This is a genomic window from Pseudoalteromonas luteoviolacea (assembly GCF_000814765.1).
GTDB classification, from domain to species: Bacteria; Pseudomonadota; Gammaproteobacteria; order Enterobacterales; family Alteromonadaceae; genus Pseudoalteromonas; species Pseudoalteromonas luteoviolacea_H.
In genome coordinates this window covers 204,070-221,959 of record NZ_JWIC01000003.1, presented here as the reverse complement: position 1 = coordinate 221,959, position 17,890 = coordinate 204,070, and the positions used below count along the sequence as shown (strand labels likewise).

The following is a 17,890-nucleotide window of genomic DNA, read 5'->3' as shown; positions in this document are numbered from 1 at the left end:
TTTTCTTTTAATGATCAATGAATAACGGATATATTATGACTTTGAATATACTGTAACAACTCTGAACTCAAAGTCGTATTCGTCAAATCAAAGGTTGAACCCACTGTCGATAAATACTCAACACCCGTTATATTATCTAACTGATTCTCAGTGAAATTTAAAGATTGCAATCTCGAACCATCAGGTATGTGTAGCACTCGAATACCCGTATTTGATAAGTCTAACTGGTACAAATTCACCATATGCTGCTCAAATATAAACTCTGTTAAAGGGTTTGCAGCTAAATTCACTGAGTATAACCTCGGTAGAGTACTCCAAATTACCTCCGAAAGCTGAGCATGACCTGCTTCAAGAAAAAATAACTGCTGGTTATTCGTTAAATCTAAACTTGTCAAGAAAGTGGACGTGAGCTCCAAAGTAGACAGCTGCTCAAAATACCTCAATTCTAGTTTCTTGAGATTAGTATTGTTCAGTGCCAAATAAGACAAAGTATACTGGCCGGGCTCTACATTTATGCGCGCTAATTGTGAGTCGGATGCTTTAAGTGTATGCAGCAGTGGATTTCCACCGAGCTCTAAGTGTGAAATTGCAGAGTTTGTTAAGTTAACCGAATGAACATCATCAAAACTGCGTAAATCCAACGCGACAAGGGCTGAGTTCGCCGCATATAACTCCTGAATTTTGTGCTCCGTAGTAACGCCCGAAATCCTTTCGACTTGGCTGCCTCTAATATTCAGAACCTCCAGTTCAACATTATTGGTTAAATCCAAATGAGTAAATGCGGATCCTTCAACCGATAAAGATCGTAACTTAACTTGATTAGATAAGTCTATTTCACTGACCGACGTATCTTCTATACGTAACCCATGCAATAAACTCTGAACTGGTAATGTAATTCCCGTAATACCCCGAGCCTGATAAATCGATAAACCTCTCAATTGACTTAACTTACTCAGGTTTAACACTGGGTAGTCAACATCATAAAAATAAAGGGATTCCAATTGCGTCATGTTCTCAAGGTCAGTTCGTGCTTGTGCAGATAGGTTTGTGCTGCTCAATGAAATAGACCTCAAGTTTTTAAAGTTCTCTATACCAGTAAAGTTATCAATTACATTCCCATAACAATAAAGATTAGCTGCAAACTGAGGATAACTTAGGTTTTCCATACAAGCTTTAAGACCGGGATCTGTAATACCTCGCGACTCGATTATTGATTGCCCAGAATCTTGCTCAAAAGATACTTTTAAGGTGCAATCAGAAGAGAGTGGAGGTATTCGGAGCCCTACCTTTGAAATTCCAGCTTCCCATTCAAATTGCGCATTACAGCCTTCAAAGTCGGAAATACGATAACCTTCATCTGCGACGAGGTCTACACCGATAAAAGTATCGAAAGATACCTGATCAATTGGTAAGTTAGCTGTTGCAACACCACCATTTCCCACTTCAAGTGTCACCTTAAAAGTTGGCGCTTGGTATAACCATGTTTGCTGAGTACCCTGCTCACAGCTTTGCCCATCTTCATATATACATACTTGCATTCCATTAGATAAATGCATAACAGGCGCAACCCAATAAGTACCTTGTGAAGTTTGATAATAGAACTTGCCATCAATCAACTTAACTATCTCTTCGGTACCAGAAAATGGTACAGAAGTAGCCCAAATATACTCATCAACTTCATAATTGTATCGAATAAACTGAGCAGTAGCGTAGTGCTCACCGGTTAAGAAATAGTATGAAAAATCGTCCATTAAACCTGCAATGAAATGGTCAACGCGTAAATCTTTGCTATGTTGCGCAACGTGAAATTCACCGCTAAGTGTCGCAAGTAATACCGTCCCATTTTTCTTTGATAGTACTTTAAAACTATTTGTATCACTCAAGTAACAGTTAATATTCTCATCGCTGCAAGCAGTGACATAAGTTTCCTTTTCAGCATCATAGAAATAATTGGCTGTGAATATGTTTTCCTCTACCGTCACAGTACCACGTGCAGCATATCTGTTGATCGATGCATCTTCGTTTATAACAAAACTATGATAACTATTTGCTCCCTCACTCCATTTAAAGTGCCACTGGCCAGCCAATTCCTCTGAAGTTAGTGAATTTTCTAATGCGCTGGCCATTAAGCCAATGCCTGTTTGGAAGTAACTTTTATCATCAAACCATACTGCATCTTGTGTCTCGATTTGTACAAATCCACCTTTCTGCTTGGTTGGCTTAAAAGTCACATATTGATTTTCATCAAATTGCGAAATCAGCTTCAATTGACCTGACGCATCAACTTCCCACTTGACCTCAACAAGTCCATCATCTCTATTTAACTGGGATACAGCTCGCAAAGTAGCATGACCGCCCGCATTGATGTTGACTTCATAATAGGTCTCTGAATTTTGATATACTAAGACCCATTTTCCTTCCCAATCAGCAATATAACTAATTTCAGTTGTTGCCATATCAGACAATGCAATTGGCCCTATAACCCCATTAGGATCTGGAGAGAATGATTTGTCCTCTAGCTGCCATGTTAAAGTCATTTCATCTGCATAATCAAACTCCATCGTATGGCTCAGAACGTCGTAATCATTAAAAGCGAATCTATCGTTATAATAGTTCTTTAAATACGTAGACACAGGATAGTCAAATTTCAACAGAGACTTATTTTCAGACACATGTTGCCAAGTAAATCTCCTCTGCGAAGCGCCAATATGCTTTAGAGTTTGTTTATAAAAACCTGTACCGTCAGCTGAAATCGTTACCTCATGGAGCGAAGGGATATATAAAGACTGGTCATACAGTTTATGTGTGCCATAAGCTGGTGACTTTTCCTCAAATGTCACTTTAATTTCGCAAGCCTCATAAACCGAAATTGACCAAAACAGCTCAGAAGGTGCCGCTTCAGACGGTAAAATATCTTCAATACCACATATGCTTAACGATGAAATATAATGTCCGTCATCGGCTAATATGCGCGCATCAACCGTGTAGCCGAATTTTACATTTTGTGCTCGCAAATCGACACGCCCATTACCTGTTATGATTGTAGATACAGGTATAGTAGGTGCTATCAGGCCATACTCTTGCGTATTTGACGCATTACATTGAGCCGATATATCAGACTTCATACAAATTGAATATCGCTTTTGACCAACTTCTTTGAATTCAAGAAACAATACACTGCCTGTAAATAACGAAGTGAGCCTTATATGGTCTCCTAGCTTATCAATTTTGTAATTATCGTGACCAGACTGACTCTCACTCACCAACGTATGAAAGCAAGGTGTTTGTTCGGGACAAACTAAGTAGGCTCTTATCGCATTGCCATCTTCACCGTAGAGGTTGACCGCATTTCTTATAACCTGATCATAAAAATTTACAGAGGTATCAAACTCCTCTACTACATCGTAAAAGTCCAAAACCTGAGATTGTCGGCCACTGTTTAAGTATGTGACAGTGTGTTCAACAGCTATTTTATCTTCAAAAGCAGCAAGTAATTTAAATGAAAACTTAACAAAGGGGTCACACAACTCACTATTATCACATGTTTCATACCTTCCCTGACCATTGAAACTATAGTGATAGGAAACCAGCTCACCCAGCTCTAACGAATACTGTTTGCCTGCTCTAAGTGCAGCTTGAAAAAATCCTTGCTCAGTGACCTCAAACACGTCACTGCGCAAGCTTTGCTGTCGTACCCAAGTTCGTTGATAGTCAAACCTATCAAAGTTCGCATCTTGCTGCTTAACCATATAAGCATTATAAGCTTCTGTGATCACCCCATTTTCTAGAGTATGGCCGATAAAATGTAAACCAAACTCAGTATGTGCGATAAGCTGCAACACTTGAGTGTGCTCGCCATCGTGAATGCGCATTTCATTTCCAGAAATCAACCAGTCGAGTTGCTTTTGGCTTTCCAATACTGTCAATTTATTTGTTTCATCGAAGTGATATTCTTGATATGTTTTTTCAACAAGCTCAGTAACAGTAAAAACAGACCAATTTCCGTCGAGCGTTTGTTTTGATAACTCTGCAAAACTGCTTTGCGTATACACTTGCGAATGGAATGATGCTGTACGAGAACTGTGCAGGCCAATATCTGTATCATATCCAATTAAAGTTACATTGGATGAGTGATATTGCTCACTTTGTGTATAAAAGTCTAAAGTCAGTGATTGCAATGAAAAACGGCTGTACCTGTCGATATGATTGACATTAGTTAATATCAAAGGTTCATCAAAATACACCGTAAGGCGACTATCATCATACTCCCAAGATACCTGATGCCTGCCATTTGCAATAAAGTAACCTGTGGAGTCTTCTTTGAGGTCTAAGCCGAAATAGAAGCCATCCATATAATCAGGCTCTGTGATCCACACTACTTCATCGAAAGAAATTGTAGAAGGTTGTAAAAGATCAGCGTCTGACTTCAACGCATCAACAGTGCTTTGAACAAGGCCTGGTTGTTCTTCTTTTAATTTAGAGAGATACTGATTTGATGCCTCTTTGTCTTTTGCCAAATCAAGTGTAGTGACGTGGCTCTCGGGCAAATCCACCGAATCGTTATCAACAATCGCCTTTAATACAGTTGCAATGTCTAACTTTTGTTTGGCACTGATACCAAGCCTGCGATTTTCAAGCTGTTCAGCGGAGTCGAATGCGTCATCAAACTCAGATAATAATGCGTATTCAGCAGTTGTTACATTAGTGACATTTACGTCAAATAATTCTTCTGCATTGAGCACTGTATCACTGCCTGCGGCCAAATTTAGTTGAGACAAGGCACCTAACTGCGAGACAAATTCGACAAAGTCTAGTTGGCCTTGCCCTGTTGCGGTTAGTTTAACCAATTCATTGATGTAGGCTTCTTCACTTTGCTCTAAATTAATCGCAAGTGCATATTCACCTAAACTATTCGCAATCGTCGTAAAGACCTTATCACCTATTTGCGCTCGAACATGAGCATGCCCAATAGGCTGGTCGGTTACCTTACCCATGATTGTCAGTTGGTGTGCAAATGACTTAATAAGCACAGATTTAGATACCGTTGTTTGGCCCCCAGTTTCATCGATGACTGTCAGGTCAAAAGTGAGCAGTACATCTTCTGTTAAGTCTCCCGTTTTAATAACGAGTGTGTCGGTGTCATCACCGCTCACATCGATGCCATCTGGGATATTACCAGACCATTGATATGATTTAATGGCCTTACTGCTGTTTGCAGAGGCATATAATGAAAAGGTCGATTGCTCAATCGTCTTATCTTTAACGTCAACTGATACCACAGGTGCGTCGATAACGGTGACAACATGCTTTGCAACGGCGGTCGCACCTTGCGCATCTGAGACAGTCACAGAAAGCAGGATCGGTGTATCCTGAGTTAAATCAGTACTGCGAATAGTAACATTGGCTTCATTTTCACCGTCAAGGGTGATCTGTCCGTTACCGTTGTGAGACCATGTATAGCTCAGTGATTGGCTTTCTTTGTCGTGTGCTTTGGCAACCAAATTCAGTGATTGCATTTCTTGCACCAGCACTTGACCCTCAATAGAGACTACTGGCGCACTATTTGTTATCACTGGAGGCTTTATTTCTTCATTGGTGTTTTCTGAAGCACCGCCTCCGCACCCCGCAACCAAGCCCATAACGCCTGCGAGACAAACTCGAATTACCGACCTATACAATTGTCTTAACCTCACTAATCTGAACAAAAAGCGCGCAGATTACACGTAAGTTCAATGATATTCAAGGTTGATTTTTAGACAGTTTAAGGCTTTTTTTTAAGCTTCTGATTTTGCGGCATAAAGCCATTGAATTTTTCACTAAGTCAAACAGGCAAGCCACATCATGGTGATTCTAAGTACTAGGCAACAGCGAGGCCTCGCTGTTGCCTATTTGGCACGTATTATTGATAGGTTAAAAACAGTTCATTATCGGCATTACATACTTCATGCTCAGAGTAATGGCATACTTTTACCCCATCATGGCTGGCGTCAACCACTTGCAAATAATAGTTATCCCCCTGATTGTCATACACAATTCTGCCCTGTTCATCGAGAATTGCTGAAAACTGACCATTTGGTGTAGTGATAGTTACCGCATTATTACTACTGTCCACTTCGGTGCGCCATGCTAATTGTGTATCCCCAACCTGCTGACTCAATTTTAAGTTTGCAAGCATATAATGCTCAAACTTTTCCAACCCAGTGGGGTTGTACTCTACCACTCTCAGCACCGATGATGGAAAAGCATTTGGCACAAACACGGATGTTTCTAAAACATACAATTTGTTGTCGCCTGTTGCGACCAGCTCAAATGTTAAGGATGAGTGCAATGAGCATTCAATTTTATCAATTGAGCAATTTGGGTCGATGAGATTTTGATTACTGTCCCAGAGGTTTTCCAGATATATAACATTACCGTCTACTGAAACATGATGATAATTAAAATCTGCACCCAGTCTGGTCACGCCATTATCGTAGACTTCCAACCCGCTCAGTACATCAAAATGGTCGCCTTCCTTAAAACGCCATATACCCACTTTACTTACAATATCAGGGGCTGAAACTTGATGTTTCACCATGGCACCTGTTCCTCTATTCAAAGGCGTCAGATAACTCCCAGTAACCAACTGGGTGTTAAATTGAAAACTGCCATCTAATGCATTCCACACAAAGATGCGAATAACATGATTTTGACCATTAAGTTGTTGAAGCTCAAGATAGTCATCGCCAAGCACCCAATTGATTGGGGTCCGACCTAGTGCATCTATGATTTCTCCATCACCATGCTCATTTAAGATAAGCTTATATGTCGACAAATAACGTAAAGAAGCTCTGTTCTTACTTTGAGAAAAATAATCAAACTCGTTGCTTCCATACCCTAGTGACCAAGTACCTACCATTTCGGCATGAGTTAATGTGATCTTTTCAAAATCACGTATGTCGTCTAACACCTCTCTCATGCTATCTGAACTTTGAACGATCCCATCTATACTCAATTGACGATGCCATGTTACTTCAACACCTTCAGGGTGGCGCACTAATTCAAAACCAGTAATTTCAATATCATATGAAATACTAGGATCTGAAGTGGAGAACTCTTGACCCGCAAATGTTGGTTGTTCTAATTGCGCGGTTAGTCCACCATTAGCCATAGTTTGCCAAGTAAAGGGGGAATAAAAGCCAGGCCGAAAGATAGTGCCATCGCCAGAAGCAAAGACATTAAAGTCAAAGGAAGAAGGCGCATAAAAGCCTTTTCTCACCAAGCGATTTTCACCAACAAACTCATTATACTTTATGAACTTAGCTGTGATATGGCATGACTTCGCTGGTGCGTGAACATTGAACGTCATACTCTGTTCTGTAAAGTAGCCATTACAACCCGATATTTTACTGACCATATAGCCCGCACTCGGAATGACAGTCAATGACAATGTCTCTCCAAGCCTTGGCTTATCAGTATGCGCGAGCATGCTTCCTTCACCTTCAATCGTAATATTGAAATCTAATTCAGGACCTAGGGTAGTGAATATTGAAGTATTTGACGTATCGCATTGACCATTAGTCGAGCGAATGCACACTTCTTGCTCCGTTGCTGATAACACTTTCACTGACAATACCAATTGCTCACCGGTTTCGTCATTAGACAGCAACATCACTGAACCTTGCTCTTCAATTCGATAAGTCTGCCCTTGATACTCAACCACGGAATAACATGGCCCACTAGGGCAATGCATGTCGAATGTCAGTGTTTCTTCAGCACCATACAGTACTTGTTCCGAACCGAAAGGCGACACTTTTTTCAACCGATGTCCATGATGTTGATCACGGGTAAAAAACCTCAACAATGACTGAGATTGATCCTCTACCACACCCGTTGTTTGAAGTTTATTGTGATTAACGACCACATCATTGCCATAAACCCCAACCAGTTCAAACTCATCGGTGACGTTATAAATGCAAGATGCTTGACTCACATCACATTGTTCTACGTGTGTGCCATTCCATAAATACTCACCCAGTTCAAGTTTACCTTGCTCCAGTGCCCATGCACTAGATCGCCCAAGCTCTGAAAAATAACGATTGTCGTCAAAAAAGAAATACTGCTGTTCATCATATTGTGAACGTGAAATAGACCAACTTCCGGTGACATTTAAAGCATCAAACTCTACATTTTGATGCTTTACAAATACAGCGCCATTACGTGTATTCAGGCTTTCTGAAACATGACCTTTCACTATGGTATGTAATTGCCCATTTGCGTACTCTAGAACCTGGTAAGTTAATGTCTTATCGGTACTTTCTAACGTTAACGTATTGCCATTAAGCTGCCACTGCCAAGCAGTATTAGTTGATATTTGATTAGCCGTTCCATCTTCTAATAGTTCTAATTTTACAGCCTCGCCTAAGCTATGCCCCAACAGGTGGTGTTGGAGATGCCAAATTCCAATAAGTTCATCGCGATTAATTGAAAGGTCAGGTACTGTTTTATAAAGGTGTGCAAAAGCCTCTGTAACATCGGTAATTGGTTCTGATAAAAACTCTAAAACCAACCCATGTTGATACGAAACACGTGCAGCAATGAGGCCGCTGCGTTCCTCTAAAACATCAAAAGTTAGTGTATTTAGCACTGTTTTGGCACTTGGACCATAATCAGATTTAATACCCGCAGGTAAGATGGTCACAGGTTCAGCAAAAGATAACGTAACCGTTTGACCTATTTTTTCCCAATCAAAGCTGCTCACTTCCTCAGCAACAATTTGACCAGTGCCATCGTCTTTAAATGACAAGTTGACGAGCAAACCATGCATTGTATTTGGGATTGCTAACGTATAGTCACCCAGCAACTCAGATGTTAAACCAGGCAATAGCGTCGTATCTTTGAGTAAAGCGTCCTCGGCTTTTTTGAGCAGTTCAGGATGTGCCACCTCTAGTTCTGAGTAGAGTTGCGCTGCCCCTGCGGTATCCTCAGCCAGTGCAAGTGTTGAGCTGAACTTTACTGGCATCAGGTCAATATTGTCATCAACTAAAGCTTTAATTAAGGTTGCTAATTTGATCTTATCCGCTATATCAACCAGCAGCATTGCATCTTGCAACTGAGCTAGCGAGTCAAAAGCCCCCTCATGCTCGGACAATTGTACATATTCAGCCGTTGTTACATTGGTCACATTGACACCGAATATCTCTGAAGCGTCCAAGACATTATCTTCACCAACCTTGCTGCGTATCAGACCGACACTTGGCAATTGTGAAATAAACGCTACACGAGACTGTGCGCCAACGCCCTGCGCATGCAATTGAACAAGCGTTGGCTGACTCGCTTCATCAGCAGCAATATCGAGTGTGTATTCTCCTGATACATTCGCTGTTGTGCTAAACGTCTCTTTGCCAACTGTCGCAGTCACTATTGCATTAGGGATTGGCTTATCAGTCACCAGACCTCTTAATTGGAACGTGATTTCATTTCGTGCGAAGTGCACTGTATGTGAAGCACTCTCTGATGCACCTTGGTTATCTGTTACTGTGACAGTGAAGGTCACTGTTACATCTTCTTGAATATCGGGCGTGCTAAGCGTTAACCGTTCAGTTGCGCTTCCAGAGAGGTTCAGCAATAAATCCGAGTCATGTTGCCATTGATAATTGACAATAGATCCGTCCGCATCTGAAGACTTGGCCTGTAAAACTATCGATTGTTGCTCTTGTCCTGTGGATGTGCCCTCTATACCCACAATTGGCGCTTCATTCTTTGGTTCTGGTTCAGGTGTCGGTTGAGGCTCTGGGTTAGGGTTAGGGTTAGGGTTAGGGTTAGGGTTAGGGTCAGGCTCTGGATTAGGCGTGATCACAGGTGTTTCCGTCAATGGAGTTTCAGGCTGCTGCTTGTCACCGCCACCGCCGCAACCGAGGATCAATAAAGTAAACACAAATAAACATGCTTTTGAGATTGTGGATGCCACTCGCTTGTTCCCAATTTATGATAAAAAATTGCGCGCAGAGTACATGCAACACCTTGCATGTTCAATAAAGATTGTTGTGTCGATGAGAATAAATTAAATTGTTAATAATTGTCCCAACACCACTTTACAGTGATCGTACACGTCATATTTTTAACCCAGCACCTGCAATAAAAAAGGGCTTACAAAAGCCCCCTTTTTTTCATTTACTTTTTTCTGCGCCTCGTGCGCTGGCCTAGAACGCGCTTTTTATCTCTTTGCTTTCTCGACTTCGCAGAGTTTTTACGATTGTCTTTGGGCTCTTTGGTTAAATCAGGCTCATATCCTGCCAACCACTGAGGTGTAAGTCGAGCATCAAGTAATACTTCTATTTCTTCCAATAACCACTGCTCATCAATGCTCACTAAAGAAATCGATTGGCCGCTGTTTCCAGCACGGCCTGTACGCCCAATACGGTGAATATAATCTTCTGCGACATAAGGCAGCTCTGCATTAATGACATAGTTCAATGCTTTAATATCAATACCCCGTGCTGCAACGTCCGTTGCCACAAGTACCCGTGTTTTACCGGATTTGAATTGCTCTAACGCGCGTTCTCGTGCACCTTGAGACTTATCACCATGGATAGAAAGCGTCGCCAATCCATCTTTATTCAGCTCACTTGCATACTCATCCGCACTCTTTTTAGTCCGTGTAAATACCAGCACCTGCTGCCAGTTATTTTTACCAATCAGGTGCGAGATCAGTTCACGTTTACGGTCTTCATCTACCGCATAAAAAGTTTGCTCTACCTTGTCCGCCGTGCTGTTTTGCTGCTCTACGCCAACGCGCTCTGGCGTATTCAGCCACATTTTTATCTGCGTAAGCACACTTTCATCCATTGTTGCCGAGAATAACATTGTTTGACGGTTTTCAGGCATTTTGCGCATTATGCGTTTAATTTCACCGATAAAGCCCATGTCCAACATGCGATCAGCTTCATCAAACACCAAATGAGAAATGGCATTGAGAGACAAAGTCCCTTTGATCATGTGATCTAATAAACGACCGGGCGTGGCAATGACGATGTCGACTCCTTCTTTTAAGATCTTTTCTTGAGGACCAATGTTGGCGCCGCCATACAAACAGGCAACCTTTAAGTGACTGAATTTGGCCAAGCGTTTAGTGTCTTTCGCAACTTGTTGCGCCAGCTCTCGAGTGGGCGCAAGTACCAAAGCACGTACTGCAGGTGTATCAAGTTCACTTTGCAACAGTGTATTTAAGATTGGCAGCATAAACGCCGCAGTTTTACCTGTGCCTGTCTGGGCTGTGGCCAGTAAGTCTTTGCCCTCCAGAATGAGTGGAATACTCAGCGCTTGAATTTGTGTTGGCTCAGTAAACTCTAACTGTGCTAGCGCTTGATTGAGTTCATCTGCAAGATTTAAAGATTGGAAAGACATAGGTGCCCATTAATACTGCCAAAGATTCGCCCAGTATAACAAACCCAGAACACACTTGTGTACAGTGCAATAAAGTTAACCCTCCATAATTGTGCTGCAATTTCCCAGTACACTTTATACTTACTTAGTAAAATGGAGCCCTTATGTCAGCGCATGAATTCGATTTAAAACCTGTACCCACAGTGGCAAGGCGAGCATCCATTGCCATGGCCATGTTAATGCTGGGCCTGACTTTTTTCTCAGCGAGTATGTGGACAGGTGGCAAACTCGGCGTTGGCTTATCACAAGCTGACTTCATAACAGCGGTTGTTGCTGGCAACCTAATTCTCGCTGTATACACTGCATTTTTAGCCTATATCGGTGCAAAAACAGGGCTTTCGACCCATTTACTTGCGCGCTTTTCTTTTGGCTTAAAAGGCTCGTGGCTGCCATCCGCACTCCTTGCTGGCACACAGGTTGGCTGGTTTGGCGTTGGTATCGCCATGTTTGCGCTGCCTGTGAGCAAAATTACCGGATTTGATATTAGCTGGCTCATTCTCATTGCGGGCACATTAATGACCGCAACGGCGTATATTGGGATCTCCGCCCTTATGGTCCTCTCAATGATAGCGGTACCAGCCATCGCCCTACTCGGCGGGTTTTCTGTGTGGTTAGCGATTGACGGAGCAGGCGGACTGTCAGGTTTGGCGGCTCAGCCAATCACTTCGCCACTGAGTCAAACTCAAGCGATCACCTTGGTAGTTGGCTCGTTCATCTCTGCGGGCACACTCACCGCGGATTTTATGCGCTTTGGCAAAAATGCTAAAAAAGCAGTGCTGATCACAGTTATCGCATTTTTAATCGGTAACAGCTTAATGTTCGTATTTGGTGGTGCAGGTGCCGCAGCAACGGGGAAGTCTGATATTTCTGAGGTATTGATGCTCCAAGGGTTATTGCTACCCGCAGTGATTGTGCTGGGTTTAAATATTTGGACCACCAATGATAATGCACTCTATGCGTCCGGACTTGGGTTTGCCAATATCACGGGGCTTTCAAGCAAATACCTTAGCGTCGTCAATGGTCTCATCGGCACTCTTTGCGCATTGTGGCTCTACAATCATTTTGTTAGCTGGTTAACCTTTCTATCCGCAGCAATTCCCCCTATTGGTGGTGTGCTGATCACGCACTACTTAACCCATAAAACGCACTATCAAAATATGCAAAATGCACAGTGCCAGACAATAAATTGGAATGCCATCATCAGCGTTTTTATCGGTATCGCTGCGGGCCATTGGCTACCAGGGATCACCCCTGTTAATGCCGTGATAGCCAGTGCTATCAGCTTTTTCTTGCTAAGTAAAACGGCATTTGGTCGCTTAAAGCATCAATAACTTAGCTCCTGGAGCGCGTGTTCCAATCGCGCTTCAACTTCACTTTTACATTATCAACACCACAACACCCTTGTTACTTATTTTTAATAAGTGATTGTAAAGCTTTTAGAAAATGCCTCTACTGCGACAATTTGTCACATCTCAAACGCGTACAACTTCATTATACTCGCCGCAGTTTTTTTAAGAGTTTTCATTATGTTTTCGTATTCAAAATTATCTCTTGCGCTGCTCGGCCTTGGCCTCTCTCATTTTGTTTCTGCGCAACAAACAACACACATTGAACGTGTTGAAGTAACGGGTTCTAAAATTCAAGATATCGATTTAGAGTCAGCTAGCCCAGTAACCACATTAACCGCTGAAGATCTTGCAATAACCGGTATGTCTAACTTAGAAGAGGTATTGCAAAGCTTAAGTGCATCAGCAGGTCCGGCAGGAAATGCCACTAATGCCTACTGGACTAGCAATGGCTACGCCACCGCGCAAGTCAATCTGCGCGGCATGGGCATTAAACGCACTCTGGTTTTACTTAATGGCAAGCGCCTCGTAGCAGGAGGCACAGGTGCTAATGACAGCCCAGATCTTAATATGATCCCAATGGGACTCGTTGAGCGCATTGATATTTTAAAAGATGGCGCTTCAGCGATATATGGTGCCGATGCTGTCGCGGGTGTGGTCAATATCATCACCAAGTCTAATTTTGAAGGCACAACACTTGTTGCAAAAGTAGGTCAAAGCAGCAAAAAAGATGCTGAAAATGCAGAGCTAAACCTATCTTACGGCAATTCATTTGATAAAGGCCATGTCACCGTTAATATCAACTATGTCGACAACGGTAACGCCTTACAATCAACCCGTAACCCCTGCCCATTAAGTGAAGTAGATGGCAAACTTGTGTGTATTTCATCTGGTTCAACCATTGGCGGGCGCGCACTGTTGGCAGATGGGCAAGAAGTACAATTTAACCAAGTCGCAGGTCAAAATGGTGACCACTTTGAAACCTATGACAATGACAAGCACGGCTACAATTGGTTTGAAGCACTCAATGCATACAACCCAATGCAGCGCCTCAATTTAGCGACTTTTGTCTCTTATGAGCTGTCTGACTCTATTGTGCTTGATACATCTGTGCTTTACGCTAATCGACAGTCAGACCAAGTCGTCACACCGAGAGGGTTTAACTCTGTCGACGTATCTAAATTGTTTGCTTACAACCCAACTGGACAAGACCTCACGTTAAAGCGTCGCCGAAATATTGAAGTACCCAACCCTGAGTTCTATCAAGAAACCAACACCACACAAACCACATTCGCGCTCTCTGGCACATTAGTAAATAACTGGTTATGGCAAGCAAGCTATAACTGGGGCAGAAATACCGGAACCGATGGCTGGAGCTATGATTTTGATGACACCAAAGTTGCGCACACACTCGATGCGAATGTATGTAGCACAGCAAGTAATGCCGCCATTCCCTGTGGAGATTATTTTGGTATCGGTGAATTGAGCCCTGAGGTCATCGACTATGTGACTTACCAACGCGAAGGAACGGGTGGCAACCAGCTTCAGTCTCTTAGTTTTGATTTGACAGGCGATATCACTGAACTTAAAGCAGGCAGCTTAGCCTTTGCAACGGGTGTCACCGTACGTAAAGAAAAAGGCTGGCGTGACCCAGATCCAATTGCGATGCAAAACGGCGAGGAAGATGCAATTTCTGGTGACTCAGAAGTCAAAGAAGCATTTTTGGAGCTGTCCATTCCACTTTTAAGTGACATACCATACGCACAATCCGTTAAAACAGATGTGGCGCTGCGCTACTCTGATTATCAGCATTTTGATGCCGAAACCACCTATAAACTTGGCTTAACTTGGCGTGTTAACGACCAATGGCTGTTACGAGGCGTCCGCTCTAGTGCATTTAGGACGCCAACCATTACCGAGCAATTTGGCGGCACCAACATCGAAAACCTCATCACTATGGACCCATGCGATGGCGCTACAGGCACAATTTTAAATAACTGTCTCGCAGCTGGCATACCAAATGGTTTTGTACAAGATGGCTCAACAATTCGAACAGGTGTGGGCGGCAACACCGCAGTCGGCCCAGAAACTGCGAATACCTTTACACTGGGCGTGGTATTCCAAAACGCATTATTTTCAGCCACGCTAGACTATTTTGATATTGACGTTGATAACGCCATCAATAGTGTGTCAGGCTCGAATATGCTACGCCTTTGCTACAGCGATCCACTCGCCTACAAAGCCTATTGCGATAGCATTACCAGAGACACTATTACACACCAAGTCACCTTGCTTGAAAAGCGCCCGATGAATGCCGCCAGTAAGCAAGTCTCAGGAATAGATTTAAACATCCAATTTGCGTCTAGTTATGAGCATGTCGACTACAAACTCACTTGGGATACAACGCGCTTACTCAAGCATCAAAATACCGCCTTTGACGGTGCAGAAACCGAAGTGTTACTTGGCAAAATCACCTCAGACAGAGGCAGCTTTGCGAAATGGAAGTCTAATCTAACGGCCAATGTCGCTGCTGCACAATGGCGAGGTAGCTATAGTATTCAGTATATCGGCAAAGCCCAAGACGAAAACGAAGGTGGACCAATTGGCAGCCAAGTACCCAGTATTCTTTATCATGATGTGCAATTGGGTTATGCGGTATCTGACTCACTTATTGTGTCCTTGGGCATAGACAACTTATTTGATAAGCGACCGCCATTTTTGACCTCTTGGAATGATGCCAATACAGATGTATTTACTTACGACACGGTTGGCAGACGCGGCTATCTCAAAGCCACTTATCAGTTCTAAACCCCGTGATGGCAAGCATGCGCTTGTCATCACCTCACTGCGTCATATAACCTTCACATCCTACCTGTTCATTTCGGTATGACGACATGTTAAATAACTTGTTAATATAAATATAATTTGGCCTAACAAGGATAACGACATGCCACCCGCTTTAATTGAAATAGGCTTACCCGTCGCGCTCATTTTTATCATGGCAGGCGTTGGGTTAAGCTTAAAACTTGCAGACTTTCAACGCGTATACTTGCAACCAAAAAGCTTTTTCATCGGTGCTTTTTGTCAGCTACTCTTACTACCTGTACTCGCTATTGCCGTGATTGCCTTAACAGGGCTTACAGGAGAGCTTGCCATTGGCTTATTTATCTTAGCTCTGTGCCCGGGCGGTACAACCTCAAACTTATACAGCTATTTAGCCAAAGGCGATGTCGGGCTCTCTGTGTCTTTGACTGCCGTTGTGGGCTTTATTACCCCATTTACCCTGCCCTTTTTAGCGGCATGGGCAATCGGTTATTACGGCCAAAGTGACACCTTGATTGAGTTTCCAATTTTAAAAGCTTGGTTACAGCTCATTGTTGTCGGTGTTGTGCCGGTCTTAATTGGTATGGCCATTAATGCCAAGTGGCCCGAATTTGCAAAAAAAGCGAGCCCGTATATTAGTTGGTTTTCTGTTGCAGTATTGCTTTTAGTGATCGTCAGTATTTGCTTTAAACTAGGTGATAAACTAATTAACTATCTTGTCATGGCAGGCCCCGCCGTCATCGCACTAAATTTACTCTCTATGGTGGCAGGTTTGTTAGTTGCCCACTTTTTACTGCATAACGCCACGCAAACACGCACCATTACTTTAGAAGTGGGATTACAAAACGGAACGTTAGCACTTCTGGTGACAACCGGCTTATTAAGTAGTGAAGTCATGTCAATCGCGCCAAGTATTTACGGCCTATTTATGTTCATCAGTGCGGGGCTTTATACCGCTTGGGCAATTAAAAAAGCATAAGACTCGCAGTGTAATCAGAGGAAATAGTGTCATTTGTTATCTGATACTATTCTCCTCCCGCATCAAGATAAAATGTTCCTCTTTACACTCTCTAAAATTTGCATTTTGCATTATTAAATTGCAAAAATCCCATTACTACACACAGCTTAAAAAACCATTTAAATCTAATAAACACCTGAAATATATAAAGTATCTTAAAACCTCCCATCGTGGCATGAGTTTCGCTCATCTCTATACACGCTAGATATATCGCCACAGACGCATCAGGGTGCATCACAATGAAATTAGATAAAAGAGAGTTGTCTTTACAAACAATGTATTTAAAGCATGGACTGCTCCCTTTTCAAAACATGTATCCACAGCAAATAATTGATAAATGGAACGGGTTATTAGATCCCATTTTTCATGACCGTCAATCGCCCGAAACTCGTTATGTGTACTCAAATGAGCTTGTTGAGCTCGGCATTCTCGATGAAGTGTTAAACAACAAACTGCTCAGCGCCATTACCGTGCTGGACCCTTGCCCGATACTTTTTCAATGCCACTGCTTTGAGATAGATTGGAGTCGAGCTGTTAACCAAACTCATTGTGACCTGTTAGAGGGATGGCACAAAGACCATCGTGACCCAAATATCAAATCTGTTTATGGCTGTCGACCATTCTCAATCTATATCTATCTGAATGATGTCAAACAAACCAATGAGGGTGCTTTTGAAATTATACCTGGATATGCAACTGGATCACTTGAAAGCAATCTAAACTACTGTAATTTGAAGGGACGAAAAGGCACCTGCTTTTTATGGAATCGAGATTTATACCACCGCCTCCATGAAAAGAACGGTTCAACAAAGCAACGTATTTTAAAACTATCTGTGCAGACCAATGGCTGGGCACACTCAAAAGCACGGCTAGATGAGTTTCACCAAACTCGCGCTTTATTAAACAATGCAAATCCGGCTCTCTCATATTTATTTGGCAGTCACTGCAATAACAATCTCGCAATTCAAACGATTCCTTTTGCGCGAAAAGGTCAGCTACCTCAAATAAGGCCTATAGATTACTCAAGAAAAACACACATGCCTTCCAGGGCGTCAGTGATGTTTCGTCGCTTCAAAAGCAAAGTTGACCAAGCATTAGGATTTTAGCCTCGAAAAAGGGGCTGATATTCAATATGTCATCAACATGATGAAATTATAAACCTCACAATCACACAGCTAAAAGTAAATTCAGGGTTGAGTGAGAAAATAGCGACTATCATTGCTAGTGATAGCAGGATGTAACCGATCGATATGAAAAGACAGTCGATGGATCATGAGAG

The 17,890-nt window shown here is 42.5% G+C and carries 7 protein-coding genes; 4 read left to right on the top strand and 3 right to left on the bottom strand.

The genetic code is table 11. The features are described from left to right. Window positions 1–14: 14 nt before the first annotated feature. From JF50_RS02360 to JF50_RS02350, 3 genes are all read right to left on the bottom strand, one after another. Window positions 15–5,678 (bottom strand): leucine-rich repeat domain-containing protein, encoded by a 5,664-nt coding sequence (locus JF50_RS02360; RefSeq protein ID WP_152614440.1) that lies wholly within the window; start codon window positions 5,676–5,678, stop codon window positions 15–17. Between the two features lie 221 nt (window positions 5,679–5,899). Further along, window positions 5,900–9,949 carry a PKD domain-containing protein gene (locus tag JF50_RS02355; protein WP_039607900.1) on the bottom strand — a complete coding sequence of 1,350 codons (4,050 nt, stop codon included), beginning with the start codon at window positions 9,947–9,949 and terminating at the stop codon, window positions 5,900–5,902. Window positions 9,950–10,152: 203 nt separating this feature from the next. Continuing rightward, a complete protein-coding gene (locus tag JF50_RS02350; protein WP_039607899.1) occupies window positions 10,153–11,385 on the bottom strand; it encodes a DEAD/DEAH box helicase in 1,233 nt (410 codons plus the stop codon). Between the two features lie 143 nt (window positions 11,386–11,528). Here JF50_RS02350 and codB point away from each other — a divergent pair, with 143 nt between their 5' ends. From codB to JF50_RS02325, 4 genes are all read left to right on the top strand, one after another. Then, window positions 11,529–12,755: a cytosine permease gene (gene codB, locus JF50_RS02345; RefSeq protein WP_039607898.1), complete on the top strand. Its 1,227-nt coding sequence runs from the start codon at window positions 11,529–11,531 to the stop codon at window positions 12,753–12,755. A 195-nt stretch (window positions 12,756–12,950) separates the two neighbouring features. Further along, window positions 12,951–15,578: a TonB-dependent receptor domain-containing protein gene (locus JF50_RS02340; RefSeq protein WP_039607897.1), complete on the top strand. Its 2,628-nt coding sequence runs from the start codon at window positions 12,951–12,953 to the stop codon at window positions 15,576–15,578. 139 nt (window positions 15,579–15,717) lie between these two features. Next, entirely contained in the window at window positions 15,718–16,572 is an 855-nt protein-coding gene (locus JF50_RS02335; protein ID WP_039607896.1) for a bile acid:sodium symporter family protein, read from the top strand. A 278-nt stretch (window positions 16,573–16,850) separates the two neighbouring features. Then, the gene (locus tag JF50_RS02325) at window positions 16,851–17,717 is read left to right on the top strand and encodes a hypothetical protein (RefSeq protein WP_039607894.1); all 867 of its coding nucleotides are present in this window, start codon (window positions 16,851–16,853) and stop codon (window positions 17,715–17,717) included. Window positions 17,718–17,890: the final 173 nt, after the last annotated feature.